This window comes from Ammoniphilus soli (assembly GCF_040813775.1).
Genome location: NZ_JBEGDL010000010.1, coordinates 61,646 through 86,203, shown reverse-complemented (window position 1 = coordinate 86,203; position 24,558 = coordinate 61,646). Strand labels below are relative to the sequence as shown.

Sequence of the window (24,558 nt, the reverse complement as noted above, 5' to 3'; positions counted from 1 at the left end):
AGGGTGCTTCATGGTTTACTATGTGACATGTCCCATTCTTCGAGAGATTTTCATGGCGGTGTCCTTCACCTGCTGCACTAACTGTGCTCTAAGCTTTCCCTCCATTTTGAAGCTGGGCCCGGATATCCCGACCGCGGCAACGGCTTCTTTCCCTCGAAATACAGGAGTCGAAATCGCTGTGAACCCCACAAAGGTTTCATCTACATCTATATAAAAACCCGTTTGTCTTACTCCTTCAAGGCGTTTTAAAAATTCTCCCTCATCCGTCATTGTATAGGGAGTGTGGGCTTCCAGAGGAAACTCTTGAAGCAGATCGGATACGAACTCATGCGGCTTGTAAGCTAACAGAACAATGCCGAGCGCCCCATGATGCAGGATACGCCTTCTCCCCACAAAGTTTCGCGGTTGGAAATCCTCATCGCTATCGTATCGAAGAAGGTACTGGATCGTCTTTCCCTGCTGCACGGCAAGAATGGTGGAATGGCCGGTGATCTCATGCAAATCTAGCAGGAAAGGTTCCGCTTCCCGCCGGATATCTAGATTTTCAAGGACGATTCCTCCATATTCTAAAGGCTTATAACCCAAACGATAGCGATTTTCCTTCATATCGTATTGAATCAGCTCATTTCGTTCTAGCGTCCAGAGCAAACGGTAAACGGTGGCCTTGGCCAAACTCGTTTTCTCAATAATCTCTTCAATGGAAAGATCCGGTCGTTCAAAACTAAAGCAGTTTAAGATTTGGATGGCCCTCTCTACGGCCCTGATCGGTTCCACATTTAAATCCCGCATCATGTATTCCTCAATTCATTATCTTAATATTCAAATCATTTTATAGTCTATAATTCTATTATATCACCGTCTTGATGTAAAGCCTTAACCCTAACTGGATGGGCATATAGGTATAGTGTATAATGAACAGTAATATATTGATTTTTCCTAATATTTGAGGTGAGCTTAGTGAGAGATGTGAACATAAAAACGACCTTATCGCTGGATAAAGCGATTAAAATATTGGATTGTTTTTCATTTGATCAGCAGTACTGCACCATTGATACGATCTGCAAGCTAGTTGGCATCCCTAAAACAACAGCTTATCGCCTGCTTTATACATTGGAGATGAATGGACTAATACATTATAACGAAGAAGATGCCACCTATTGCTTAGGGATGAAAGCACTCCAATACGGAGGAGTCGTCCTCGGCCGATTGCCCATCCGAAAGGTCGCAAGTTCCTATATAGCCTCCCTCCATCAGAAGACAGGCTTTTCTGTCACCCTTACTGTGCTCGAGGGCCATCGCCTGGTTTACATAGATAAATGCGAAGGCATCGAAGGAGTTGGCTATACTTCATCTATTGGGCGTTCCAGAGACCCCCATTTTGGTTCTCCGGGAAGGGTTTTAATGGCATACCTTGATGAACAGGAGGTAGAACAGATACTCAGATCTACCCCTTTAAAGAAGTACACGGATCACACTCTAATAGACCCCCAAGCATTCATGAGAGAATTGGAAAACATAAGGGAACAAGGATATGGCATCGACTATGATGAAATCATTTTAGGAGCTGGAGCCATCGCTGCCCCCATTAGGAACAAATGGAACGAGGTCGTCGCTGCCGTGACCATCGTAGCTCCTACCAAGTCAATCTTAGATTACCCCGCAGCCGCATTAGTCGAGCAGGTTTGCGAATGTGCGAAGCAAATTTCTTTAGCCTTTAGTTCCGATGTTCATCTGTAAAACGAGGCTGTCCCTAGAGAGTCAAATTTGTGGACAAGCCTTTATTCTATGGGGGTAGTTTGGGGGGCTGTTATCAGGAATGGCAACCGCTTTGGGAGTTTCTACCGCCGTCTCGTGATCAAAGCGAACCTGTTTGGGACAATTTTTCAAAAATCGGGAGTTTAGATTTACGATAAGGGTAAGGCCCGGCACCAGCCGGGCCTATCCCCCAACCCTCGATTCTTTTATTTGCAGGTCTTTTGCCTTTTGAATGGCAGCATCACACATCTCCATAGCCACATCTTGCGAAATCGTGCGTTTTTCTATTAATTTATCCATCTGTTTCACCTCACAAATGCTCGAGTCTTCTCTCATAGGTTGTCTCCATCATACGAATTAAATGATAGAGCGACTCGTTATGGGGAACGGGTATTCCCGCTCTCTCCCCTAGCCGAACGATAGCTCCATTCATGTGCTCCACTTCTGTCGGCCTCTTGGTTAAAATATCTTGAAGCATGGAGGAAAGGTGCTCCCCGGATTGCTTGGGATCGAGCACGCCGCGAATGGTTCCAAGGATCTCCTCCAAATCTAGCGAAATGCCTTCTGCGCTTGCCACCTGTACAATCTCCTGTAGTACTTTCCTCATAAAAGGCTCCCGTTGCTCGTATGCCCCTAAATCGGCAACCTTTAAACGCGTAATCGCCGTTACAGGATTCATGACCGAGTTAAACGCCACTTTTGTCCAAATGATTTTAAATACGTCCGGTGAAATGGTGACGTTCATTCCCGCCTTATTCATTGCCTCCGATATGTGGATCAGTTTTTCGCTAACCTCACCGCTCACATTCATGATATGGGTTTCCCCGCTTCCTAATGCCTGGATCACGCCAGGGCCCATGAGCTCTGCTGCAAAATTGGTAGTCCCCGCGATGACCTGATCTTTCCTGATGAACTCGGTGATCACTTCCACGTTTCCTAAGCCGTTTTGAAGGGTCATGATTAGCGTCTGTTCACCGATTAAAGGAAGCGAGTCTCTCACTGCTCCTTCCGTTTGAGTTGCTTTGGTGAATATCAAGACCAAATCTGCTTCGCCAACGTCAGAAGCTCTCAGACTGGCGTTTATCGGAAGAAAAGTTGACCCTTGTTCGGAGATCACCTCCAATCCGCGAGAATGAATTTGCTCAATGTGCTCTTTCCATTTATCGATGAGAACGACTTCGTGCCCGCTTTGGTAAAACATAGCTCCAAATCGGGAGCCCATGGCCCCTGCCCCTACGATGGCAATTTTCATGATTTGATCTCTGCTCCTTTTCCTTATCCCTGATTTAAAAGAAAGGATGCCAGTAGGAAGTACTCTTCTTACAGACATCCTCTTCATTTCCTGTTAAAACTGCTGATCAGACACTTGCGGAAGATAAATATCCAAGACGGCGGAACGGCCTTCTTTTACCGCTTGAAGGGCACTTATAATCGCTTCCATTAGCTCGCTGGGCTTTTCCACTTTACGAGCGTATGCCCCTCCTGCTGCTTCGGCTACTTTAGATAAATCGGCCCGAGGATCGAAATTTACCCAAAACTGATCCGTTTGGTTGGCAATGCCATTTGGATGAACGCCTAGCGTTGACATTCTTGGAGCTCCCCATCCCCGATTGTTATAGATGACAGTGAGGAAAGGCGCATCATATTTTCTGGAGATCCAATGAACTGGAGTAGGGTTGCTGAAGATATAGGATCCATCCCCTGTTAAGCTGACAATTGTCTTTTCAGGAGCAGCGAGCTTTGCGCCAATCGCTGCACCGCCGTGCCAGCCGAGCGAGCTTGCGCCGCTGCCAAACAGAGTGCCTGGCTTATTTCGTCCGAGATGTCTTGAAACGGTCTCATAATTTGTAATGGTCTCGGTTAAGACGATTGTATCTTCATCAATTGCTTCCCGAATGCAAGCCGTGAGATATTGCGGAGTAATGACATCAGGATTCTGCAATTGCTCAACGTCTTTCCAACTCTTGCGCTGCTCCGCATGAATTTGAGAGAAGACCTGATGACGCTGGCTAACTAGCTCTTGATCAATGGATTCTACTCCATCCAGATACGCGTTGATTTGCTGTAGGGCGATAAAAGAATCCGCTTTATGGAAACGCTCGGAAGGAATGTACCATAATGGGATATTTTCTTTAAGCGGATCAACATCAATATAGTAAACCGGGCAATCCTTCGCTGGCTTATTCTTAAAAGGGATCCAAGGAATATCACTATCAAGCACTACAACCAGGTCAGCTTCCGCTAGGATTTCATTCTGGATAGGTGCATTCCACTGGTAGCCAACGTGCAAAGGATGGTCAGCAGGAAAATTCATATAGTACGGAACGGACTCTAATACAGGGATGGCAAGTCTCTCGCTCAGCTTCACTAGCTCATCTACCGCTTCTGTATTCCGGCCGAGATACGAAGTAACGACCAAAGGCTTTTTCGCCTTCAACAGCGCTTCTGCCAAATCAGCCACTAAGGACGGGGCAATCGCTCCTGGAGATAGAGCTCCCCATCCTTTCGTATCAAAAGAAACGGGATCTACTTCTTCTTCTAGTACTTCACGAGGGGCCATGAGGTATACAGGTCCTTTGGGTTCGCTTTGGGCAATTTGCAGAGCCCGGTGCACCAATTGCTTCATGTTTTTTCCAGTTCTGACTTCATTGTCATATTTCATGTATTCTCTTACAATCCCGCGCTGGTCGAATACGTCCTGAATCCAGTGAATATGTTCATTGCGGCTTCCAAACAATTCCCCTTCTTGTGTATGTGGTGAGGCCCCGGCAAAGATCAGCACAGGCACTCGTCCTTTCGCAGCATTATGTATGGATCCTCCTAGGTTTTGCGTTCCGCATTCGACATGAACTAATACCGCTTGCGGTTTCCCGCTTACTTGCGCGTATCCATGTGCAGCACTGAGAGCTACAAATTCATGAGGGCAGATAATGATTTGCGGTAATTCCTTTTCTTCTAGCTTGGCTTGGGCCCAGTATTCAATAATGGCAGGGTGATCGCTTCCAAGATTCGAAAAAAGACAAGAAACGCCCGCTTCTTGTAGCGCTTCCATTAAGGCGCTTGAAGCCGTGTACTTAAAGTCTTGCGGATTTACTGTATTTTGAGCCTTCTGAGTCAAGGACCCTTGTGTTGTCATCATCATCTCTCCAATCCACATTGTGAACTAATTAATTCATTTATAATAAAATGATAATACGTAATTTTGAAACTGTCAATTAATTTAGTATATTTTTTAAATAAAAAAGGGGAAGAATAAAATTCTTCCCGAGGTGGAGTTAGGGTTCAAATGATAGTAAGAGTATCAACTACCCCATCCGCTTGCCTTCCTATTATAAGAAGGCAAGCTAAGCGGTATTTGATAGATTTTATTTATATGCTTCTATTATTGAGGCGTAAAGGTCATGATGATATTGCCGCTTCCTGACGATTGGCCATATCCAAGAAACTGATTTTTATAGCTTCCTTCTAAAACACCCAGCAATGCCGCAAGATGTCTTCCGCCGGCTTCAATTCCTGCCGCTCTTGCATATTGGGGAAGCATGTTCCAAGCCTGTTCTTGATCGTTTTTCTCAAGATATTCGATAAATTGGCGGTCCATCGCCTGTTCTGATAGAGTAGGCATGATTTCCGGCCCTCTGACCAAGTTATGAGAAAGAGCGCCGCTGCTCACAAAGACTATTTTCTTTTGGCTATCGCGCATGACTTTTCCCATGACCCGGCCCCATTTAAAGGTTTCCTCCAAATTAGCCGCCCAGCAGCATGAAAGCTCAATGACGGGAATGTCCTCATTCGGAACAAGGTAACGGAGCGGTACGACTGTTCCGTAATCCAAAACATAGGTAGGATCATTCACTTCAATGACACGCAGACCGGCTTCTTTCCCGGCAGCTACTAATTCTTTAGCTAACTGCTCATCTCCCGGATAGTCATAGTGAACATCAGAAATTAAATCCGGAGCCTCAAAAGCCGTCAATACGCCTTTATGTCTTGGTGTCGCATCAACAAAATGGTCGAAAGTGGATTGCCAGTGTGTCGATATAAGCACCACAGCATCCGGTTTGATTCTTTCGATCTCTTTTGCCACTTCCTTCATGCCTTGAATTAAAGGCTGGTAAAAGGCTGGGGCTTTATCCTCAAAGCAGATTCGCGGTACGTGAGCAGTGATGACTCCCAATCCAATGGTCATGATACATCCTCCTCCAGCATTTTTGTTTTTTATCTGCCAGGAATATCCGATACCGGGGTTCCAGCAATTCCCCAGTGAGTTTTTGGCATTTCATGGACAAGGACGCGAATCGATTCTTTTGGTGCGCCCAACGTCTCGGATACAGTAACCGTAACATTTTGAATGAGCTGTTTTACCTGTTCTTCAGTTCTACCCTGCAGAATTGTAATATTGATTAATGGCATATCCACTCTTCACCCTTTTCCTAAGAGTCGTCTCTTTATTCAGATACCTTAAAGCTGATTTCTCCCAACCCATCCAATTTCGCTGATACGGTATCACCCACGTTCAGCATGATGGCGCCTGTAATGCCACCGGACATAATGACCTCCCCTGCTTTAATTTTTTCGCCTTTTTTCGCTAGCATATTGGCAAGCATAGCTAAAGAGTTCGCAGGATGTCCAACCACAGCCGCACCAGCACCCAAATCTTTGATTTCCCCGTTGATAGACAAAGTAGCTCCCACCAAGTCCAATTCCAATTGATCAGGACGAACCATCCGGTTTCCGAATACTACTCTAGATGTCGATGCATTATCAGCGATAACATCCGGCAGGGTGAATTTAAAATTCTCATAACGGCTATCAATAATTTCTAGTGCAGGAATGACATACTCCGTTGCTGCCAGGATTTGGGCAGCCGTAATGCCTGGGCCCTCCACGTCCTTCCCCATCACAAAAGCAATCTCGACTTCCACTTTCGGATGGATGACATCGCTGACGGAAAGTGTGCCCCCATCAGGGATCAGCATATAATCAAAGACATAACCATAGATGGGATCTTCCACACCCATTTGTTTCATTTTTGCTTGACTTGTTAAACCCATCTTCGGACCGACTATGCGATGTCCCTGCTCAAGCTTTATCCCTACCAATTCCTCTTGAACCCTATACGCTTCCTCTACCGTCATTTCTGGATAATCGGCTGTAATCCGAACCACTTCTCTTTTCTCTATTTCGGCTGAATGCAAGAATTCTGCAGTTGATTTATAGTTTAAGCCACTCATTATCTTCCCTCCTTTACCGGACCGCGACTTCTTTTTTCGATTTTGCGATTTCTGCTGCCACATCGACAATCATATCTTCTTGACCGCCAACTACTTTGCGTTTGCCCAATTCAATTAAAATGTCGCGGGAATCAATGCCAAACCTCTTGGCAGCACGCTGCGCATGGAGTTGGAAACTGGAATATACGCCAGCATATCCTAGCACGAGACTATCTCTTGTAATTTCTTGCGGTACCTGAAGGATTGGAGCAACCACTTCTTCCGCTAAATCCATTATTTTATAAAGATCTACGCCGGTTGCGATTCCTAAACGATCCAATACAGCAACCAACACTTCCGTTTGGGTGTTTCCTGCTCCTGCACCTAGGCAGCGGACACTTCCATCAATGCGTGTCGCCCCTTCCTCGATAGCAACAAGCGTATTCGCCATTGCTAAAGAAAGATTGTTATGGCCGTGGAATCCGATATCGACAGACAAGCTTTGGCGCAACGCCTGGATTCGCTCTTTCACTTGATGAGGAAGCAGGGCGCCGGCGGAATCTACCATATACACTACATCTGCTCCATAGCTTTCCATAAGTTTTGCTTGTTCAACTAGCTTTTCAACTGGAGCCATATGGGACATCATCAAGAAGCCGACGGTTTCCAGCCCAAGTTCTTTGGATTTGGAAATATGCTGGGCAGATACATCCGCCTCGGTTACGTGAGTTGCAATCCGGGACATCTTTACACCCAAGTCAGCGGCTTGCTTCAATTCTTTGATGGTTCCAATACCAGGCAATAGGAGAACTGCTACTTTGCTTTGGTCACAAACCGAAACAGCTGCCTCGATCAGCTCAAATTCATTCGTACGGGATAAGCCATATTGCAAAGAGGATCCGGCTAATCCATCCCCATGGGCCACTTCAATATAAGGCACATTGGCATCATTTAAGCCTTTCGCAACTTTAAGCACTTGATCGACCGTATATTGGTGAGCGATGGCATGGCTTCCGTCACGCAATGCTACTTCAGTTATTAAAATATCTCGATGTTTTGTCATAAGTATTCCCTCCCCTATAGAGCTTTTTGAGCAAGCTGATGCTTCGCAAGTTCTTCTGCGACCTTCACGGCTGCAGCAGTCATGATATCAAGATTGCCTGAGTACTTCGGCAAGTAGTCTCCCGCACCTTCAACTTCCAGGAATACGGTTACACGGTTTCCATCAAAGATGGGCTCTGTGCGCAAACGGTAACCAGGCACATAGGACTGTACGGTACTCACCATCTCTTGAATCGATTGAGAAATCGCTGCTTCATCCATCGTTCCCTCTTCCACAAGAGCATGGACAGTATCTCGCATGAGAATCGGCGGCTCTGCTGGATTCAATATAATGATGGCTTTTCCTTTCTTCGCTCCACCGATTACTTCAATTCCACGAGATGTCGTTTCGGTAAATTCATCAATATTTGCACGTGTTCCGGGCCCTGCACTTTTGCTGGAAATGGTAGCAACGATTTCTGCATAAGCTACCGGGCTTACTCGATTAATGGCATGAACAATCGGGATGGTTGCTTGGCCACCGCATGTAATAAGGTTTACATTCGTTTCTTCAATGCGCTCTCCCAAGTTAACCGGCGGCACGACAAGGGCCCCAACAGCTGCTGGAGTCAAATCCAACACCAGCTTTCCGGCTTCTTTCAATAGCTTCGCATGGCGAATATGAGCCTTTGCGGAAGTGGCATCAAAAACAAGGTCCGCTAGTTCTGGACGCTCTAAGAACCCTTCAATCCCTGTGTCAATGACCTCATACCCATGTTCCTTCGCTCTTCTTAAACCATCTGATTCAGGATCGATCCCGATCACTGTAGTTAACTGCAAAGTGTTTGAACGCTCCAACTTCATCATTAAGTCCGTACCGATATTACCGGATCCCAAAATGGCTACTTTTAATTTGGACATTGAATCTCGCTCCCCTCAAATTTTCCTATTTTGTTCCCTTTAGCTCGTAAAGCGTACTCCAACTTCACCTAAATGAGCAAATCTAGCTTGGAAGTAATCCCCTGGTTCTGCATTGACTGCAGCAGACAATGCTCCGGATAAGATCACTTCGCCAGCCTTGAGTGTAATTCCGAATTCATGCAGCTTATTGGCTAACCATGCAACACAAGTGGCTGGATGTCCCAATGCAGCAGCCCCTACACCCGTGTTCATGATTTCCCCATTTTTATAAAGAACAACGCCAATTTGCGCTAGATCCAGCTGGTCAATCTTCAGTGGCTTTCCGCCTAAAAGGTAAAGTCCTGAAGACGCGTTATCTGCAACGGTATCCTGCAATTTTATTTTCCAGTCAGCAACACGGCTATCTACAATCTCCAAGGCAGGAACAACATAATCAGTTGCTTGTAAAACATCCGTGACCGTTACTCGCGGTCCAACCAAATCTTTCTTTAATACGAAAGCAATTTCTGCCTCTACCTTAGGCTGCAGTACACGATTAAAAGAAATCGTACCGCCATTTTCCACAACCATGGAATCCATTAAATGACCGTAATCCGGCTGGTCCACTCTTAGCAATTTCTGCATGGCTAAAGAGGTTAGTCCTATCTTCTTTCCTACAACTCGCTGGCCTTCTTCTACTAATCTATTAATGGTAACTAATTGGACTTGATAGGCTTCATCGATGGTAATGTCCGGATCGATTGCCGTCAGGGGGGCAACCCCCTGACGCTGAATTGTGGCCTGGGCTAAATGGTCAGCAAGCTTTACCGCTTTTTCTATATGATTTGCACTCAACTGTATTCCCTCCTATAATTTGATGCAAATATTCGTTAATTCGCTGTAGAATTCAAAACTGTGCATGCCGCCTTCGCGACCGATACCGCTTTGCTTCATACCGCCAAAAGGTGTACGGAGATCACGCAGGAACCAAGTGTTTACCCATACGATACCCGCTTCGATTTGACCGGCCACGCGGTGGGCTCTTCTCAAGTCATTTGTCCAGATGGAAGCGCTTAAGCCGTAATGAGTGTCATTCGCCTGGGCGATCACTTCTTCTTCCGAATCAAATGGAAGCACAGTAACCACAGGTCCGAATATTTCCTCCTGAACGACTCGGCAGTTGCGGTTTAATCCTGCGACAATGGTAGGTTCCAGATAATAACCCTTATCTAAACCTTCAGGACGGCGACCGCCTGTTAGGATTTCTCCACCTTCTTCTTTAGCTAATTCAATATAACTGTTCACTCTCTGATAATGCTCTTCCCCGATAAGCGCACCAACCTTGGTGTTCGGATCAAAAGGATCGCCAACTACAAGTTCTTTGGTTTTAGCCACGAATTTTTGCAGGAACTCTTCATAAATGGGTCGCTCAACGTAAATTCTTGAACCGCATAGACATACTTCCCCTTGGTTAATGAAACTCGATTTGAGCGTGGTTTCGATTACTTCATCTAAATTCGAGTCAGCAAAAATGATATTTGGGTTTTTGCCGCCAAGCTCATAAGAAAGCCTTTTAAGGGATTGAGCAGCTGCTTTCATGATGATCTTTCCTGTTGTCGTTTCACCAGTAAAGGAAATGGCATCCACGTCAGGATGTTCTGTCAAGGCAGAACCTGCGGAATCTGGACCGAATCCATGAACAATGTTCACCACTCCATCCGGAACCCCTGCTTCTTTACAAATCTCACCAAGCAACGTCGCCGTCATCGGCGTTAATTCGGCAGGCTTGATTACGCATGTATTTCCTGCTGCCAAGCAAGGCGCCATCTTCCATGTCAATAACAGTAAAGGAAGATTCCAAGGGTTGATTAATCCGACTACGCCTACCGGACGGCGAATGGAATAGTTCAGGGCTACATCATCCGTCTGATAAGCTTCTGTTCCCATCGAACGCAGATAATCAGCGAAGAAATGAAAGTTATAAGCCGAACGAGGGATATCAATTGTATTCGCCAGCCAGAATGGTTTTCCTGTATCCATAGATTCCAGGGCAGCCAATTCTTCTTTTCTTTCCAAGATGATATCACCGATTCGACGAATGACAGCAATGCGATCATTCTGCGTCATCTTTTTCCAAGGACCGTTCAGTGCTCTCCTTGCAGCAGCAACAGCTAGGTCGATCTCTTCCTTACCGCCTTCTGCTACCTTGCCCAACACTTCTTCTGTAGCTGGATTGATGTTATTGAAAGTTTTTCCGGTATTTGATGCCATATATTGACCGTTGATGAAATGCAAGCATTCGATTGGCTTTACTTGGTTTGCTGTTTTTTCCTGGACCTGCATATAAAGACCTCCTCATAACCTTGTTGGAATTTTTAGTAGTTTTTATCTTTTCGTAATTCAATAGTAATGCACAAGAGTTCCCCATGCAACATCGTAGTTCTTCTATGTGGAACAAGTGAAAAAAATTATTTTTATTGGAGAAACCACTTAATTTATTGAATTTACTGGAGTATGTGGTAAGATTATAATTGTATTCTATAAAAGATCAATGTTCTTTTATAAGCAACAAGATTAAGAAAGGAGGTTGGATTAGGTTGGAAAATAACACAAATCAAGATTATCTGCTTTCATCAGTTAAAAATGCTCTCCGCCTCTTGCGAAGTTTTTCTATGGAAGAGCCTGAAAAAAAGGTAACCGATTTGGCTGCCAGTCTTGGAATCGGCAAAAGCACCGTTAGCCGTCTTTTGTCTACTTTAGCCAGTGAAGGCTTTGTAGTAAAAGATCCCGAAACACAAAAATATCGCCTGGGACTATCCATTCTTCATCTCAACACCGTCGCCACATCAAATCTAGAGGTGCATCGGGAATCCTATCCCATATTGCAGAAGCTCGTTCATGAAGTAGGCGAGACAGCTCATATCGCTGTCATGGAGGAAGATGATGTCGTCTATCTTAACCGCGTGGAGTGCAAGCACCCTGTACAAATCTTAAGCCATATCGGCAGAAGGAATCCGATTCACTGCACAAGTTCAGGAAAAGCCATTCTGGCCTACCAAAGTCAGGAAGAAATCAATCGCGTTCTTGAAAAAGGTCTTCATAAATACTCTGCTAAAACGATTACAGACCCCAAAGATTTTCTTGCTGCGCTAAAAACCGTCAAAGAGCAAGGATATGCCATCAGCATTGAGGAGATTACGGATAGCGTGGCGTCTATCGCAGCCCCTGTACGGGATTATACGGGAAAAGTCGTGTATGCCGTCACTGTCATTGGTCCGGTGCACCGCTTGAACCCATACAATGTGACCATCATCAACAAGATAAAGAACGCCGCAGCTGAAATATCCGAAAGTTTAGGATACTGGAAAAGCTAGCATCCTGTCTGTTTAATTGAACTGCTAAAAAGGAGCGTTGATCATGTCGTTTGATTTGCATACTCACTTCATTCCGCCGGACGTCTTGCGATGGCTGAAGGATAACCAACATACCGTACAAGCTAAATGGGAGAAAAAAGGACCTAACCAGGCAGAGTTTCTTACAGTCAATAACAAGTGGGGCTTTGAATTAAAAGACTTCTTCGTTGACCCGCAGCTATACCTGCAAGCCCAACAGAAAGCTGGAGTTTCCCACTCGGTGGTCTCCCCCATCCCTCAGCTTTTCATGTACGATTTTTCCAAGGAGATTACGAATGAAATTTCCGCGGTGTACAACCGTTCGCTTGCTAACTGGGTTCAGGAACAACCGAATCAAATCTCGGCCTTGGCCACTATTCCGCTCAACGAGCCGAGTCTCGCAGCCAGTGAATTAAGGCAAGCGATGGGTTTAGGGCTGAGAGGTGCCATTATAGGACCGGGCTTATCCGGTAAGATGCTAAGCGATGAATTCTTTATTCCTTTCTGGGAAGAAGCCAATCAACAGCAAGCCATCATATTCATACATCCTCTCTTATCCGAAGATCCGCGGTTAAAACAAAGAATGATGCCAAACCTAATCGGTGTTCCGTGGGAAACGACGGTTTGCGCAACAGACCTGCTGTTAAGCGGCTTACTCGACAAGTATCCCAAAGCAAAGATTTTATTGGCACACGGTGGAGGCTTTTTGCCTTACCAAATCGGCCGGTTAAATAAGGGATACGAAAAATGGACAGCGGTTTCAAGCGCACTTCAGGAAGAACCTATTCAATATTTGCGCCGCTTTTGGTTTGACTCCGTACTATGGAACGGAACCAGCCTGAACTTCCTTATTGAAACGGTTGGAGAAGACCGGGTTGTCCCTGGATCAGATTTTCCATTTGATTTATGTGAGTGGCCACCTGCTGCGAATACTAATAGTGGGGTGCAATCTTTATTAGGTGCCACCAGATAAATTTTGATTTTTTAGGTCCCGTCAGATTTGAACGGGGCTTTTACGCTTCAATGAAGCTTTTTTTACTTTAGATTTTAAAAAGAGGATACTTGGCAACAGCATAAGCATCCTCTTTTTTTCATTCAATTAATTGGTTTCATTTGGAAACTTTATCATGAAGGATAGCAGAACCGCCCCTCCCAATACGCCTGCCAGTATAAAACACACCGTATTAAAATCTGGGATTCTAAGCATGAGAGGGCCTATACTCGCTCCCAAAAATAAGATAAAAGAATAAATCGTCACCGCGATACTGCGATGTTTTTGACCGATTGTGCCGATCACCTGAATCATGATGGGAATTACGATAGAGAAGCCGGATACAAAGATTACTGTGCTTATAATAATAAACGTCAAATTGGAGGTTGCCCCTTCCATTGCCAGACCAATGGCAGCTGTCAGCAAGCCTATGATTAACACTTGTTTTAAACCATATTTTTTGACCATCCTCCCTGTAAAGAAGGAAAACATAATGCCGATAATACCGATTAGGCGAATCCAAAGGATTTCCATCGTATCCAAGCCATACGCTCTCGTTAAATACCCGCCGAACGAAGAGTACATTCCCACAAAGCAGAAAAACAAGGTAAGGGCAATCAAATATCCCTTGATAAGGTTAGGATTACCTAATACCTTCATTACTTGGATCCGAAAAGGCACAGAATCTGCATTCTCTTTACTCTTTGGTCCTTTCGGGAGATGGATCCAAGCAAGTACAAACAAGACCAAATAAACCACGAAAAAAAAGAGAAAAACATAATTCCAGTCCAGCAGCTTGGTAATCCAGGAACTAAATATTTGTCCCATAATGCCAGATATCGAGAAGCCGGCACTGATGTACACAATTGTAAGCCCTCTTTTTTCAGGAGGAAATACTTCAAATACATAGGTTAAAGCAGCTGGAGCAAAAGTAGCGGCAAAAAAACCCTGTAACCCCCTAAAAAAAATCAAATGGTTAAAATCTTCGATAGCAAAAAGAATGAGGGTACTCACGGAGAGGGCTGCCAGTCCGTAAACGATCACCTGCCATCTTCCCCACCGATCGGATAAGGGCCCAAACAGAAGAAAGCCAATCGAATAAAAAAGTGTAAAGGAACTAGTCACCCAACCAATATCTGATCCTGGTACGGCAAAAACCATCGATAGTTCTTCAATAATAGGCAGCATGGTGTAGACATTACAAACGACAAAAAAGGCGCAGCATGCTAATACAAACATGACAAGATTATAATTGACAGACGTTCTTGTGATATAAACCTCTTTTTGGCTTACTTGGATTTGCATGATAGTTTTACTCCGCTCCACAAATTTTAAATCATTCAATCTTTCTGTATATTATGTTACAACTAGTCATATCAACAATCCAATTAATCTTACCTTGAATTTCTAGGGCTTTTCCAAAGAAATTTCTATACTTGATCCCCTTCTTATTTAATCAGATAGCGTTATATAACAAGAGGTTCCTTGAATAGACGACTATTCAGGAACCTCTTGTTCTTATTTTTCTATTGTCCACATAACTAAATCTGGGAAATACGTTAGGATAAACAAGGCAAGGATCATGGCGCATATCGGTACGACAGATTGTTTTATGAGCTTTTCCGTATTGGCTTTTCCAATATTGCCTGCTGTTAATAAGCATAGACCAAATGGAGGCGTACACATGCCTATAGCGGTGTTAATAATCACAATTAGTCCAAAGAATACAGGGTCCATGCCGATATGCTGAACAACTGGCATAAACATAGGAACCATGATAACCAGAATTGCGATCGTTTCCATGAAAGTTCCAGCAATCAAAAGTATGATATTGATGATGAGCAGAAGAATAATCGCATTATCCGATAACGCTAATAATCCTTTCGTTACGGATTGTGGAATCTGTTCGATCGTTAACACATAAGCAAATAAAGCTGCATTACAAATAATAAACATTACCGAAGCAGTAGACTTGGCTGAATCCCGGAAAATGGGCCAAAGATCCTTCAAAGGCATTTCCTTATAAATAAATTTACCTACGAGTATGGCGTATACCACAGCTACAACGGCAGATTCTGTTGGTGTAAGAATTCCGCCGAAAACTCCCCCTACCATAATGATCGGAGTACCCAATGCCCAGGATGCATCTTTCAATGCACTGATGAATTCCTTCATACTAAAAGGCTCATCTGTTCCCTTGTAGCCATTTTTCTTGGAAACAACGTAAGCCACAATCATAAGCGCAATTCCGATGATAATACCAGCTGGAATACCCAACGTATATAAGTCCTTAATCGATGTATTCGTGATGGATGCGTAAATGATAAAGGTAATGCTTGGAGGAATGATAACGCCCAAAGGACTCGCGGCCCCGACGATCGCTCCTGCAAATTCCCGATCATAGCCCTTATTTACCATTGCAGGAATCATAATGCTGCCTAAAGCAGCCGCAGTGGCAATGGAGCTTCCGGAAATAGCAGCAAAGAACATGCAGCCTAGAATGGTTACGATGCCGAGTCCCCCGCTTAAATTACCTACCAGGGAATTTGCCAATTTGATTAATCGGCCTGCCAGTCCGCCAGTAAGCATTAAACCACCAGCCAAAGTGAAAAAGGGGATCGCAAGAAGCGGCGCGGAATCGATGCTGGAAAAAAGCTTTTGGATGACAATCATGACAGGGATGTCAGAAAGAAGTATATAGAGCAGAGAAGAAAGGCCAACAGCTGTAGCAATCGGCATACCAATGACTAGCAGGATAAAAGCACTCAGAAAAAACAACGTAACCATCATAATGTATGCACCTCAGCAGCTTTCGTTTTTTTCCTAAAATCCACTACCATATGAACGAGCGCAATAATAAAGGAAACAGGAATAATGGCGTAAATAATACCCATAGAGATCCGCATATTGGCTGATACTTGCGCTGAAACCACTTGAATGGCGTCCATCCCGATCCATGCTATGATAATTAAATATACGATTCCAAATATTTTTTGGATTGAAACTAACCATGGTTTAATTGATGGATATCGATCTTCCAAAATCGTAATTGAAATGTGGCTTCCTTCTTTGGACATAACCGTGGCACCGAGGAAAACCAGCCATATCATAGCAAAACGAGCCATTTCTTCCGTCCAGGGCATACCGGAAGACAAAAGATATCTTGCGCCTACTTGAATGACCAACACAATTGTCATCCATGCAAGTAAGAAGGTAATAGCAAAAGTCACCAGCCGATTTAACCCTTCACTGAACTGATCTAAAAACTTCATCCTTTCACTTCCTTCACTGAAAATTAGGAGAGGATGCCTCATTTTTTGTTATGAGACATCCTTGTCAACTTCGCTTACTTCAGGTCTTCAATCGGTTTTACAAACTTATCCCCGTTGGCCTTGACATACTCGTCGTAGACCCCTTTCGTCAACTCACGGAAAGGTGCTTGATCGACTTCATTGAAAGCCATTCCCTTATCCTTGAGCTTTTGCTCAAATTCAGCTTCTTTTTCCTGGTTCATCTTGTTAATTTCCATCACGACTTCGTCTGCCGATTCTTGAATGATTTGCTGAACCTCTGCTGGCCATGTATCAAACTTTTGCTTGCTTCCCATGATGACTCCAAAAGCAGTGTTTACTCCTGTTTTCGACACATACTTTTGAACCTCGAATACATTTTCGTCATGAATGATATCAATGGTATTCTCCTGTCCGTCAATCGCTCCTTGCTGCATGCTCATAAACGCATCCGGCCAGTTCATCGCTTGAGGGTTAGCTCCCAAAGCTTGATAACCGCTTACATAAAGAGGACTTTCAATTACCCGAAGTCTCATCCCTTTAAAATCGTCCGGATTAGCAATCGGCGCTTTACTGCTTGTTACGTGGCGATGGCCCCGAGAATACATGCCAAAAGATTTCATTCCGGCCGTGTCGGAAGTCTTTAATAACTCCCTATAGATGTCAGACTGAATAAACTTATCCATATGATTCCAATCCCCAAACAAATATGGTACGTCCAGCACGGCAAATTCGGGTACGAAGTTTGTGATTGGCGCATTGTTAATCAAAGCCAGATCTAAGTTGCCAAACTGCATCGATTCCATCAGTTCGCGGTCAGTACCTAATTGTCTAAAAGGATAAACTTCAATCTTGACCTTACCATCGGTCTTCTTTTCTACTAACTCTTTTAATTTTAAGGATGCTTGATGAGCATTGGTCGCTTCCGGAGATTGGTGTCCCAGCTTCAAGGTCATTGGTTCATAGTTGCCAGCTGCAGGGGTTTCGGCTTTTGGCGCTGTTTCAGCTGGTTTGTTTTCTGCTGGCACTGTAGTGCTGCTTGTTCCGCCGCCACCGCAAGCCGTTGCGATTAATAAAGATGCTGTAGCAAAACCAGCTAACACGCTTTTAAAGGAACCTCTCAGTTTTTTCATATCTAGTAACCCTCCTATATTATGTAAAATAATATAAACAATAGAAAAAATCTGTAACTCCTACCTTAGAGTTCCTTTTGCCCCCCTTCTAGCTTGAACCTGTTTCTTGAATGCGATTTCACTACGGCTCATTCAAATAGCTTTTTGTTCAATAATTCAAATTAACTATTTTTTCTAATTGCTTAGATTTATAATAATTCTTAGATGTTTATCATGCAACACTCATGTTCTTGTATGCGCAACAAAAGGAAAATATTTTTTGGATTTTCTACCATTAATCAAGAAAAAATTATAGTATTTCACAAAAAAACAGTTCTTGCATCTGCAACTCTTGTTATGGCTACAGTAGAAAGGAAGATATAAAACATGAGCCTATCGGGCAATATCCGATAGGCTTTGTCTACTTGCTATGTTATGAGTAAGTAATTTTTACCATTCCATGGGCAATCCCACATAGTTTTCTGCAAGACTTGTCGCAGCTGCGCGAGAGGAGGTTACATAATCTAATTCTGCTAACTGAATCCGCCGTTCGAATGGCGTATGTTTATCATCAGTGTGCAGCATAGAAGTCATATACCATGAGAATCGCTCAGCCTTCCAGATTCTGCGCAGGCAAGTCGAAGTGTATCGGTTGAGCAGCTCGGATTTGCCTTCTTTATAGTAGGAATCTAGTGCGCGGGCCAACACCTGTACATCCGCTACAGCCAGATTAAGTCCTTTGGCCCCAGTTGGCGGGACAATATGTGCCGCATCGCCGGCAAGGAATAGTCTTCCATATTGCATAGGGTCACAGACAAAGCTGCGCATCGCAATGATTCCTTTCTGGATAATGGGGCCTTCAATCAGCTTCCAGCCATCCTTGGTTGCAAGACGCTCGTGAAGCTCTCCCCAGATCCGGTCATCGGACCACTCGGCAATATCATCTTGGGGATTTACTTGAATATAGAGACGCTGGATCTCAGGTGATCTTGTACTTAAAAGAGCAAAGCCCCTTTCATGATTGGCATAGATTAGCTCTGGAGCTGATGGTGGAGCTTCGATGAGAATACCTAGCCAGCCGTAGGGATAGACTTTCTGGTAATCCTTGCGGATGCTTTGCGGAATAGATGGTCGGCTAGGACCATGAAAGCCGTCGCAGCCAGCAATATAGTCACAGGTTATCTCTTGAATATCCCCATTTTTATCGTTTCTGAAGCGAATCTTCGGCTTCTCCGTATCTAAATGGTGGAGGCTTACATCACCGACATTAAAAATAATTTCCCCACCTGCTTTAAGTCGGGCATCTACCAGATCTTTGATGACCTCATGTTGGGCGTAAACGGTAACATTTTTCCCTCCGGTAAGCTCATGCATGTTGATTCGATGACCTTGACCATTGAAACGGAGTTCGATCCCTTTATGAAAATGTCCCTCACGCATCATCCGCTCCCCTACACCAGTAGCATTCATAAGATCTACTGTTCCTTGCTCAAGCACCCCCGCTCGAATGGTTCCTTCAATTTCCTCCCGCGTGCGGTTTTCTATAATAATGGACTCGATTCCTTGAAGGTGCAAAAGGTGAGAAAGCATCAGACCGGCTGGGCCAGCTCCAATAATTCCAACTTGTGTGCGCATACATGTCCCTCTTTTCCTAAATGTTTTAAATGAAATTATAATGAGAATCTTTTAATCGTTCTGATTTAAATGTTATAATATAACTGTACCTTATAGAAGATCGAAATTCTGCAATGTGGAACAGAAAGAAAAAATTATGGGGAGAGCTTATGGAAAATCGTGAGTATCTTATTCAGTCTGTAAGAAATGCTTTAAGGATCCTGCGTCTATTTTCAGCAGAGCGCTCGGAGTTAGGAATAACTGAAATAGCCTCTGATTTATCATTGAGCAAAAGTACAGCGCATCGATTAGTTACTGCTTTGGTTCAGAAGGGCTATCTAGAAAAGAATGAACAAAATGATCGGTATCTGCTAGGATGGGCACTGCTAGGTCTTAGCGGAATCATTACAACCCATTTAGAGATTCATAGAGAAGCGCTGCCAATCCTAAATCACTTAGTAGAACAATTAGGAGAAGCCATACATATTGGTGTACTCGAAGGTCAGGAGATTGTCTACCTTCATAAGGTGGAATGCAAGCATCCTGTTCGATTACAATCGAATATAGGAAAAAGAAATCCTGCTTTTTGTTCCAGCGCCGGTAAAGTCATACTGGCCTTTCAAGGGAAAGAAGTAATTGAAAGCGTATTACAATCCAAGCTACTGCCTTACGGCCCCAATACCATTACCGATCCGGCAAAATTGCTGCACTGCTTTGAGGAAATCAAACAGCTTGGATATAGCCTCGCCATCGAGGAGCTGCATGAGGGGGTAACCAGCCTAGCAGTTCCAGTAAGGGACTATTCAGGAGAAGTGATAGCAGCCATAAGTGTTGTAGGGCCGAAAGAAAGAATGCCTGAAAGAAAATTCCCCTTTTATATAGAAAATCTGAAGAGGGCTGCTGAGGAACTTTCAAACCAGCTAGGATATATCTGACTATTACGAAAGGAGGCACTAATATATGGATAATCCACAAACCCATCGCCAAAGGCCAAGCTCCCTGGAGAATGCCTTAAATGTCCTGGACTTATTCACCATTGATGATCCGGAATTTAAGATTTACGAAATTGCCGAAAGCTTAGGTGTAGCTAATAGTACAGCTCATCGTCTAGTAACGACTTTAATGAGCGAGGGATTCATCAGCAAAGACAGGCAAACCAACTCCTACCGGTTAGGGGCATCCATCCTAGCTCTCGGACATGCTATCCAATCGAGAATTAAGCTTCTTGATAAAGCCAACCCTATTCTTCAAAAACTTGTTGAAGTGTCGCAAGAGACTGCTCATATTGGTATCTTGATACAACAGGATGTTGTTTATCTATCAAAAATAGAATGCAGCCATCCGGTACGATTGCTTTCCTATATCGGGAAACGGAATCCTGCAGAATGCACCAGTTCCGGTCAAGTCCTCTTAGCTTACCAGCCTCGTGACTTCCTAGAACCTATCCTGCAGAAAGTATGGAATCCCTCGTCTTTTCTCCTTCGCCTAGAAGAGATCAAAAAACAAGGTTTCTCCGTTAGCGTAGAAGAACTGCACGAAGGGGTCGTGTCCATTTCTGCACCGATTAAAAATCACCTGGGCAAGGTGATAGCCTGCGTAACCGTTGCCGGTCCCAAACAGCGACTTAGCCCTATTGCCATTCCTCGAGTAACCCGACTAGTGGTTCAGGCGGCAAAGGAGATCTCTGATCAAGTAAAAATGATGACATAGCAAAAAGAGAGGAATGCTGGGCACTCCTCTCTTTTCATTCCTATTTGAATTAGTTTCCGCTAGTTTGCCGGCAGCACCTGTCTGTATATCCGGATAATGTCTTCTTTGTAATAACTTTAACAAAAAGAATTTGTTAGATTTATTGAAAAGGTGTTGCATATAACAGAACAAAGGTCTATACGTACCTTTTAAGTATGAATATAATTGGTTTATGAGTTTATATATTCAGCAAATAAATTATATTCTAAAAGGAGGTAGTAAAAACCTATCTAACTACTCAGTTAATAGTTCTCCTGAATACCAATACATATGAAAGGGGTTTTATTATATGCAACGATATGAAGAATTAAATAGAAGTTTTATTAATGGTGAATGGTGTGAGGGATTAAGTGAAAGAACGTATGACGTATTAAATCCTTATGACAACTCCGTGATCACTTCCGTTCGCCTCGCTACTGCCAAGCAGCTGGAAGGAGCATTTGAAATCGCAAAGGAAGCTCAGAAGGAATGGGCGAAATCGACAGTTGAAGAACGCAGAGAAGTACTGCATAAGGCTGCGGAGTATCTTAAGGTAAACCGCGAAGAAATTGTAAGCGTTATTAGCCGTGAAACAGGCGGTACCATCCTAAAAGCCAATGTGGAATTACATTTAACTCTAGAATTCCTAGAGGAATCGATTAAGTATGCTGATGAAATCTATAAAGTGAGAGAAGTTCCTGGCCATGTGGAAGGAAAGCTTAATCATATTCATCGTTTACCGCTTGGTGTAATCGCTTCCATTTCTCCGTTCAACTTCCCTATGAATCTATCGATGCGAACCATTGCTCCTGCGATCGCGCTAGGAAATAGTGTTGTGCATAAACCAGATGTGCAGGTGGCTTTGTCCGGGGGCTCCATCATCGCAAAGGCATTCGAGCATGCAGGTCTTCCAAAGGGTGTCTTAAACGTGATTTTAACTGACATTACAGAAATCGGCGATGATATGTTGACGAACCCGCATTCTCAATTAATTAGCTTCACCGGCTCCTCTGCTGTCGGCAGGCATATTGGGGGGATCGCTGGACAGAACCTCAAGCGAGTGGCTCTAGAATTAGGAGGAAACAGTCCGTTTGTTGTCCTATCAGATGCTGATGTTGATCAAGCAGTGAATGCAGCTGTATTTGGTAAATTTATTCACCAAGGACAAATTTGTATGATCATTAATCGACTGATTGTACATAAGGACAAGTATGATGAGTTTGTCCAAAAATTTGTTGAGAGAGCAAAGTCTCTTCCTTGCGGCGACCCAACTGATCCAAAAATTGTTATTGGGCCATTAGTTAACGAGCGACAGCTCGAGAAAGCTCTTCAATATATTGAGGTGGCAAAGCAGGAGGGTGCTACTGTAGCACTTGAAGGACAACGAATTGGAAATGTATTGACACCATATGTCTTTACGGACGTAAGTAACTCTAGCAAGTTAGCACAAACTGAGTTATTCGCACCAATTGCATCTATTATTAAAGCGGAAACAGATGAAGAAGCGATTGCACTAGCGAATGATACGGAGGCTGGTTTAAGTTCTGCCATCTTCACTAGTGACCTTAAAAAAGGCGAAGCCTTAGCACTTCAAATTGATTCCGGAATGACTCATATTAATGACCAAACCGTTAATGATGCACCTTTTATCCCGTTTGGCGGTAATAAGGCAAGTGGTCTAGGCAGATTTGGCAACCCTTGGGTTGTCGAAGAATTCACTGTAACGAAGTGGGTGTCTGTTCAAACAAATAACCGACAATATCCATTCTAAAAAACGAGAAGCTGTCGAGATTATCGACAGCTTCTCGTTTTAATTTACTAACGATACTGATTTGCTAAGAATAGCTCTTGCTATAGACCGATCTGAATGGCCAAGCTTATTCCTTATACCTAATAGATTTCTGTTATAAGCTCTGAAGCCGGTATTCGGGGCTTAGCTTGAGGAACTCTCGCCGGATAGCCGAGATGAAGACTGCCAACCACTTTTTCTCCCGGTTGAATGCCTAATGCTTCGCGGAAGTTTGGATCATGGATTAAAGGATAGGTTTCCCAAACTAACCCAATTCCCTGTTCCCAAGCCAGCAAACTAAAGTTATGGATAACACAGCTGGTGGATGCATAATCCTCTTCTCTCACTACTAGATTAGTATGTTCTTTCATAACAACGATCAAAAACATGGGGCCATCAGGCCAATCGGAATCTCGTATGGATAAATGATGAGACGTCCTAAAATATCGCAGGCTAATACGAATACAGCTCCTAATAAAGCGGTGTGTGGAAGACTTTTCATTAGGTTATCCCCTAGGCAGAGGGTGACAATGTTGGGAATGATCAATCCCAAAAACGGGATAATACCCACGGTTAGCATGACAACAGATGAAATAAGGGCAACGATAGTTAGGCCGATGTTGACGACTTGCTTGTAATTGAGACCCAAATTTTTAGAGAATTCTTCTCCCATCCCTGCCACAGTAAACCGATTCGCATAAAGATAGGCAATGATAACAAGCGGAATACTCAGGTATATAAGCTCGTATCGACCTTTTAAAATGACAGAAAAATCACCCTGCAGCCAGGAGGAAATATTTTGAATCAGGTATCACTTATACTGTCAATCCTCTTTTTTTCCTTGAAACTGTTAAACTCAGGTATATCCTTGCGGGAATGCGGATTTTTTTGTATGATCATGAGATGAGAAGTTAAAAAGGGGACTAATTATGGATTATCGTGATTATAGATTAGATAAATCCCTCGGTCATAAGCTCGCGAAATCTTCCCGGCTTCTAACGAACCGTTTGAACCAAAGATTTAGGGAAAACGACTTTTCCATCACCGTTGAGCAATGGGCCATTATGGTACATCTTTGGGAAAATGACGGTCTTACCCAAAATGACTTAGCCAGTCTTACTGGCAAGGATCAACCAAGCGTATCCCGATTAATTGATAATATGATAAAAAGAGACTTAGTGAAAAGGGTCCCTCATCCGACGGATCGTAGAATTAACTTAATATTTTTAAGTTCTTACGGCAGAGAAATCCAAAAAGGCTTGATAGCCCAAGTGATGACCGCCTTAAAGGAAGCAGCCATTGGCATTGACCTTCGTGAGATGGAAGTCTGCTTATCTGTTTTGGATCGTGTGATTGAAAATTTAAAGGACAAATAAAAAAAGCTTTATTGAAGCATCTCAAGGTAGCCAGACCACCTTTAGAGGAAGCTTTTTAGGCGGAATAAGGATGTTAATTCGAAGTAGTTTAAGTTTATACTATCTTATTCCGTAATCCAAAAAAAGTCTGAAGGACATGCCTTCAGACTTTTTCGGGTTAAAAACCACCCTTGATCTTCTTCATTCCATTAGCCTCAAGCAGCAAAAGAATCTCTTCGCTATCTAAATCTAACTCTTTGCAGAACATCATCATTTCGTCAAGCTCTTCCGTTGAAAATGTTTTGGTCCTAGAACAGTCCATATAAACCTCCCTCAATACTCACTGTACTATCAGAATATTACAATTCGATGAAATAGTAA

General features: G+C 43.6%; 24 protein-coding genes and 1 pseudogene. 7 read left to right on the top strand and 18 right to left on the bottom strand.

The window, feature by feature from the left end; genetic code table 11:
• Positions 1–18: 18 nt before the first annotated feature.
• Positions 19–789, bottom strand: coding sequence for an IclR family transcriptional regulator (locus ABLT31_RS19345; RefSeq protein ID WP_367754656.1), 771 nt, complete (start codon positions 787–789; stop codon positions 19–21).
• A 168-nt stretch (positions 790–957) separates the two neighbouring features.
• On the opposite strand from ABLT31_RS19345, the gene ABLT31_RS19340 reads away from it, so the two are divergent.
• Positions 958–1,737, top strand: a complete 780-nt coding sequence (locus tag ABLT31_RS19340) for an IclR family transcriptional regulator (RefSeq protein WP_367754654.1) — start codon at positions 958–960, stop codon at positions 1,735–1,737.
• Between the two features lie 328 nt (positions 1,738–2,065).
• Here ABLT31_RS19340 and ABLT31_RS19335 read toward each other — a convergent pair whose 3' ends face one another.
• The 9 genes from ABLT31_RS19335 to ABLT31_RS19295 form a co-directional block, all read right to left on the bottom strand.
• The gene (locus tag ABLT31_RS19335) at positions 2,066–3,007 is read right to left on the bottom strand and encodes a ketopantoate reductase family protein (protein ID WP_367754652.1); all 942 of its coding nucleotides are present in this window, start codon (positions 3,005–3,007) and stop codon (positions 2,066–2,068) included.
• Positions 3,008–3,100: 93 nt separating this feature from the next.
• Positions 3,101–4,891: a thiamine pyrophosphate-requiring protein gene (locus tag ABLT31_RS19330; RefSeq protein ID WP_367754650.1), complete on the bottom strand. Its 1,791-nt coding sequence runs from the start codon at positions 4,889–4,891 to the stop codon at positions 3,101–3,103.
• A gap of 246 nt (positions 4,892–5,137) precedes the next feature.
• Complete coding sequence (locus tag ABLT31_RS19325; RefSeq protein ID WP_367754648.1) at positions 5,138–5,941, bottom strand: DODA-type extradiol aromatic ring-opening family dioxygenase; 804 nt, start codon at positions 5,939–5,941, stop codon at positions 5,138–5,140.
• A 29-nt stretch (positions 5,942–5,970) separates the two neighbouring features.
• Positions 5,971–6,165 carry a 4-oxalocrotonate tautomerase gene (locus tag ABLT31_RS19320; protein ID WP_367754646.1) on the bottom strand — a complete coding sequence of 65 codons (195 nt, stop codon included), beginning with the start codon at positions 6,163–6,165 and terminating at the stop codon, positions 5,971–5,973.
• Between the two features lie 35 nt (positions 6,166–6,200).
• Positions 6,201–6,986 (bottom strand): 2-keto-4-pentenoate hydratase, encoded by a 786-nt coding sequence (locus ABLT31_RS19315; protein WP_367754644.1) that lies wholly within the window; start codon positions 6,984–6,986, stop codon positions 6,201–6,203.
• A 13-nt stretch (positions 6,987–6,999) separates the two neighbouring features.
• On the bottom strand, positions 7,000–8,028 hold the full coding sequence (gene dmpG / locus ABLT31_RS19310; protein WP_367754642.1) for a 4-hydroxy-2-oxovalerate aldolase: 1,029 nt from the start codon (positions 8,026–8,028) through the stop codon (positions 7,000–7,002).
• Between the two features lie 14 nt (positions 8,029–8,042).
• Positions 8,043–8,927 carry an acetaldehyde dehydrogenase (acetylating) gene (locus ABLT31_RS19305; protein WP_367754640.1) on the bottom strand — a complete coding sequence of 295 codons (885 nt, stop codon included), beginning with the start codon at positions 8,925–8,927 and terminating at the stop codon, positions 8,043–8,045.
• Positions 8,928–8,966: 39 nt separating this feature from the next.
• Positions 8,967–9,746 carry a 2-keto-4-pentenoate hydratase gene (locus ABLT31_RS19300; RefSeq protein WP_367754912.1) on the bottom strand — a complete coding sequence of 260 codons (780 nt, stop codon included), beginning with the start codon at positions 9,744–9,746 and terminating at the stop codon, positions 8,967–8,969.
• Positions 9,747–9,773: 27 nt separating this feature from the next.
• The gene (locus tag ABLT31_RS19295; protein WP_367754638.1) at positions 9,774–11,249 is read right to left on the bottom strand and encodes an aldehyde dehydrogenase; all 1,476 of its coding nucleotides are present in this window, start codon (positions 11,247–11,249) and stop codon (positions 9,774–9,776) included.
• Positions 11,250–11,503: 254 nt separating this feature from the next.
• On the opposite strand from ABLT31_RS19295, the gene ABLT31_RS19290 reads away from it, so the two are divergent.
• Both ABLT31_RS19290 and ABLT31_RS19285 read left to right on the top strand, forming a co-directional pair.
• A complete protein-coding gene (locus ABLT31_RS19290) occupies positions 11,504–12,280 on the top strand; it encodes an IclR family transcriptional regulator (protein WP_367754636.1) in 777 nt (258 codons plus the stop codon).
• A 43-nt stretch (positions 12,281–12,323) separates the two neighbouring features.
• The gene (locus ABLT31_RS19285) at positions 12,324–13,271 is read left to right on the top strand and encodes an amidohydrolase family protein (protein WP_367754634.1); all 948 of its coding nucleotides are present in this window, start codon (positions 12,324–12,326) and stop codon (positions 13,269–13,271) included.
• A 126-nt stretch (positions 13,272–13,397) separates the two neighbouring features.
• On the opposite strand, the gene ABLT31_RS19280 is transcribed toward ABLT31_RS19285, so the two are convergent.
• The 5 genes from ABLT31_RS19280 to pobA form a co-directional block, all read right to left on the bottom strand.
• Positions 13,398–14,594: an MFS transporter gene (locus tag ABLT31_RS19280; RefSeq protein ID WP_367754632.1), complete on the bottom strand. Its 1,197-nt coding sequence runs from the start codon at positions 14,592–14,594 to the stop codon at positions 13,398–13,400.
• Between the two features lie 213 nt (positions 14,595–14,807).
• Entirely contained in the window at positions 14,808–16,079 is a 1,272-nt protein-coding gene (locus tag ABLT31_RS19275; RefSeq protein WP_367754630.1) for a TRAP transporter large permease, read from the bottom strand.
• Entirely contained in the window at positions 16,076–16,561 is a 486-nt protein-coding gene (locus tag ABLT31_RS19270; RefSeq protein ID WP_367754628.1) for a TRAP transporter small permease, read from the bottom strand. Before ABLT31_RS19270 ends, ABLT31_RS19275 begins: the two co-directional genes overlap by 4 nt.
• A gap of 74 nt (positions 16,562–16,635) precedes the next feature.
• Positions 16,636–17,712 (bottom strand): TRAP transporter substrate-binding protein, encoded by a 1,077-nt coding sequence (locus tag ABLT31_RS19265; protein WP_367754626.1) that lies wholly within the window; start codon positions 17,710–17,712, stop codon positions 16,636–16,638.
• A gap of 429 nt (positions 17,713–18,141) precedes the next feature.
• Positions 18,142–19,326 (bottom strand): 4-hydroxybenzoate 3-monooxygenase, encoded by a 1,185-nt coding sequence (gene pobA, locus ABLT31_RS19260; protein ID WP_367754624.1) that lies wholly within the window; start codon positions 19,324–19,326, stop codon positions 18,142–18,144.
• A 149-nt stretch (positions 19,327–19,475) separates the two neighbouring features.
• Here pobA and ABLT31_RS19255 point away from each other — a divergent pair, with 149 nt between their 5' ends.
• The 3 genes from ABLT31_RS19255 to ABLT31_RS19245 all read left to right on the top strand — a co-directional run bounded on the left by ABLT31_RS19255 (position 19,476) and on the right by ABLT31_RS19245 (position 22,804).
• Positions 19,476–20,240 carry an IclR family transcriptional regulator gene (locus ABLT31_RS19255; RefSeq protein WP_367754622.1) on the top strand — a complete coding sequence of 255 codons (765 nt, stop codon included), beginning with the start codon at positions 19,476–19,478 and terminating at the stop codon, positions 20,238–20,240.
• Between the two features lie 25 nt (positions 20,241–20,265).
• On the top strand, positions 20,266–21,015 hold the full coding sequence (locus ABLT31_RS19250) for an IclR family transcriptional regulator (protein WP_367754620.1): 750 nt from the start codon (positions 20,266–20,268) through the stop codon (positions 21,013–21,015).
• 328 nt (positions 21,016–21,343) lie between these two features.
• On the top strand, positions 21,344–22,804 hold the full coding sequence (locus ABLT31_RS19245) for an aldehyde dehydrogenase family protein (RefSeq protein WP_367754618.1): 1,461 nt from the start codon (positions 21,344–21,346) through the stop codon (positions 22,802–22,804).
• A 119-nt stretch (positions 22,805–22,923) separates the two neighbouring features.
• Here ABLT31_RS19245 and ABLT31_RS19240 read toward each other — a convergent pair whose 3' ends face one another.
• A complete protein-coding gene (locus ABLT31_RS19240) occupies positions 22,924–23,193 on the bottom strand; it encodes a nitroreductase family protein (RefSeq protein WP_367754616.1) in 270 nt (89 codons plus the stop codon).
• Positions 23,194–23,201: 8 nt separating this feature from the next.
• Positions 23,202–23,630: pseudogene (locus tag ABLT31_RS19235) on the bottom strand (iron chelate uptake ABC transporter family permease subunit); the annotation flags it as partial.
• A gap of 121 nt (positions 23,631–23,751) precedes the next feature.
• Here ABLT31_RS19235 and ABLT31_RS19230 point away from each other — a divergent pair.
• Positions 23,752–24,198, top strand: coding sequence for a MarR family winged helix-turn-helix transcriptional regulator (locus ABLT31_RS19230; protein ID WP_367754614.1), 447 nt, complete (start codon positions 23,752–23,754; stop codon positions 24,196–24,198).
• A 157-nt stretch (positions 24,199–24,355) separates the two neighbouring features.
• Here ABLT31_RS19230 and ABLT31_RS19225 read toward each other — a convergent pair whose 3' ends face one another.
• Complete coding sequence (locus ABLT31_RS19225) at positions 24,356–24,499, bottom strand: hypothetical protein (protein ID WP_367754612.1); 144 nt, start codon at positions 24,497–24,499, stop codon at positions 24,356–24,358.
• Between the last annotated feature and the right edge of the window lie 59 nt (positions 24,500–24,558).

What these genes read in the sequence shown, in the direction of transcription:
- ABLT31_RS19345 (WP_367754656.1), bottom strand. Translation starts at nt 789, where the DNA reads ATGCGGGATTTAAATGTGGAACCGATCAGGGCCGTAGAGAGGGCCATC.
- ABLT31_RS19335 (WP_367754652.1), bottom strand. Translation starts at nt 3,007, where the DNA reads ATGAAAATTGCCATCGTAGGGGCAGGGGCCATGGGCTCCCGATTTGGA.
- ABLT31_RS19330 (WP_367754650.1), bottom strand. Translation starts at nt 4,891, where the DNA reads ATGACAACACAAGGGTCCTTGACTCAGAAGGCTCAAAATACAGTAAAT.
- ABLT31_RS19325 (WP_367754648.1), bottom strand. Translation starts at nt 5,941, where the DNA reads ATGACCATTGGATTGGGAGTCATCACTGCTCACGTACCGCGAATCTGC.
- ABLT31_RS19320 (WP_367754646.1), bottom strand. Translation starts at nt 6,165, where the DNA reads ATGCCATTAATCAATATTACAATTCTGCAGGGTAGAACTGAAGAACAG.
- ABLT31_RS19315 (WP_367754644.1), bottom strand. Translation starts at nt 6,986, where the DNA reads ATGAGTGGCTTAAACTATAAATCAACTGCAGAATTCTTGCATTCAGCC.
- dmpG (WP_367754642.1), bottom strand. Translation starts at nt 8,028, where the DNA reads ATGACAAAACATCGAGATATTTTAATAACTGAAGTAGCATTGCGTGAC.
- ABLT31_RS19305 (WP_367754640.1), bottom strand. Translation starts at nt 8,927, where the DNA reads ATGTCCAAATTAAAAGTAGCCATTTTGGGATCCGGTAATATCGGTACG.
- ABLT31_RS19295 (WP_367754638.1), bottom strand. Translation starts at nt 11,249, where the DNA reads ATGCAGGTCCAGGAAAAAACAGCAAACCAAGTAAAGCCAATCGAATGC.
- ABLT31_RS19285 (WP_367754634.1), top strand. Translation starts at nt 12,324, where the DNA reads ATGTCGTTTGATTTGCATACTCACTTCATTCCGCCGGACGTCTTGCGA.
- ABLT31_RS19280 (WP_367754632.1), bottom strand. Translation starts at nt 14,594, where the DNA reads ATGCAAATCCAAGTAAGCCAAAAAGAGGTTTATATCACAAGAACGTCT.
- ABLT31_RS19275 (WP_367754630.1), bottom strand. Translation starts at nt 16,079, where the DNA reads ATGATGGTTACGTTGTTTTTTCTGAGTGCTTTTATCCTGCTAGTCATT.
- ABLT31_RS19270 (WP_367754628.1), bottom strand. Translation starts at nt 16,561, where the DNA reads ATGAAGTTTTTAGATCAGTTCAGTGAAGGGTTAAATCGGCTGGTGACT.
- ABLT31_RS19265 (WP_367754626.1), bottom strand. Translation starts at nt 17,712, where the DNA reads ATGAAAAAACTGAGAGGTTCCTTTAAAAGCGTGTTAGCTGGTTTTGCT.
- pobA (WP_367754624.1), bottom strand. Translation starts at nt 19,326, where the DNA reads ATGCGCACACAAGTTGGAATTATTGGAGCTGGCCCAGCCGGTCTGATG.
- ABLT31_RS19255 (WP_367754622.1), top strand. Translation starts at nt 19,476, where the DNA reads ATGGAAAATCGTGAGTATCTTATTCAGTCTGTAAGAAATGCTTTAAGG.
- ABLT31_RS19250 (WP_367754620.1), top strand. Translation starts at nt 20,266, where the DNA reads ATGGATAATCCACAAACCCATCGCCAAAGGCCAAGCTCCCTGGAGAAT.
- ABLT31_RS19245 (WP_367754618.1), top strand. Translation starts at nt 21,344, where the DNA reads ATGCAACGATATGAAGAATTAAATAGAAGTTTTATTAATGGTGAATGG.
- ABLT31_RS19240 (WP_367754616.1), bottom strand. Translation starts at nt 23,193, where the DNA reads ATGAAAGAACATACTAATCTAGTAGTGAGAGAAGAGGATTATGCATCC.
- ABLT31_RS19230 (WP_367754614.1), top strand. Translation starts at nt 23,752, where the DNA reads ATGGATTATCGTGATTATAGATTAGATAAATCCCTCGGTCATAAGCTC.
- ABLT31_RS19225 (WP_367754612.1), bottom strand. Translation starts at nt 24,499, where the DNA reads ATGGACTGTTCTAGGACCAAAACATTTTCAACGGAAGAGCTTGACGAA.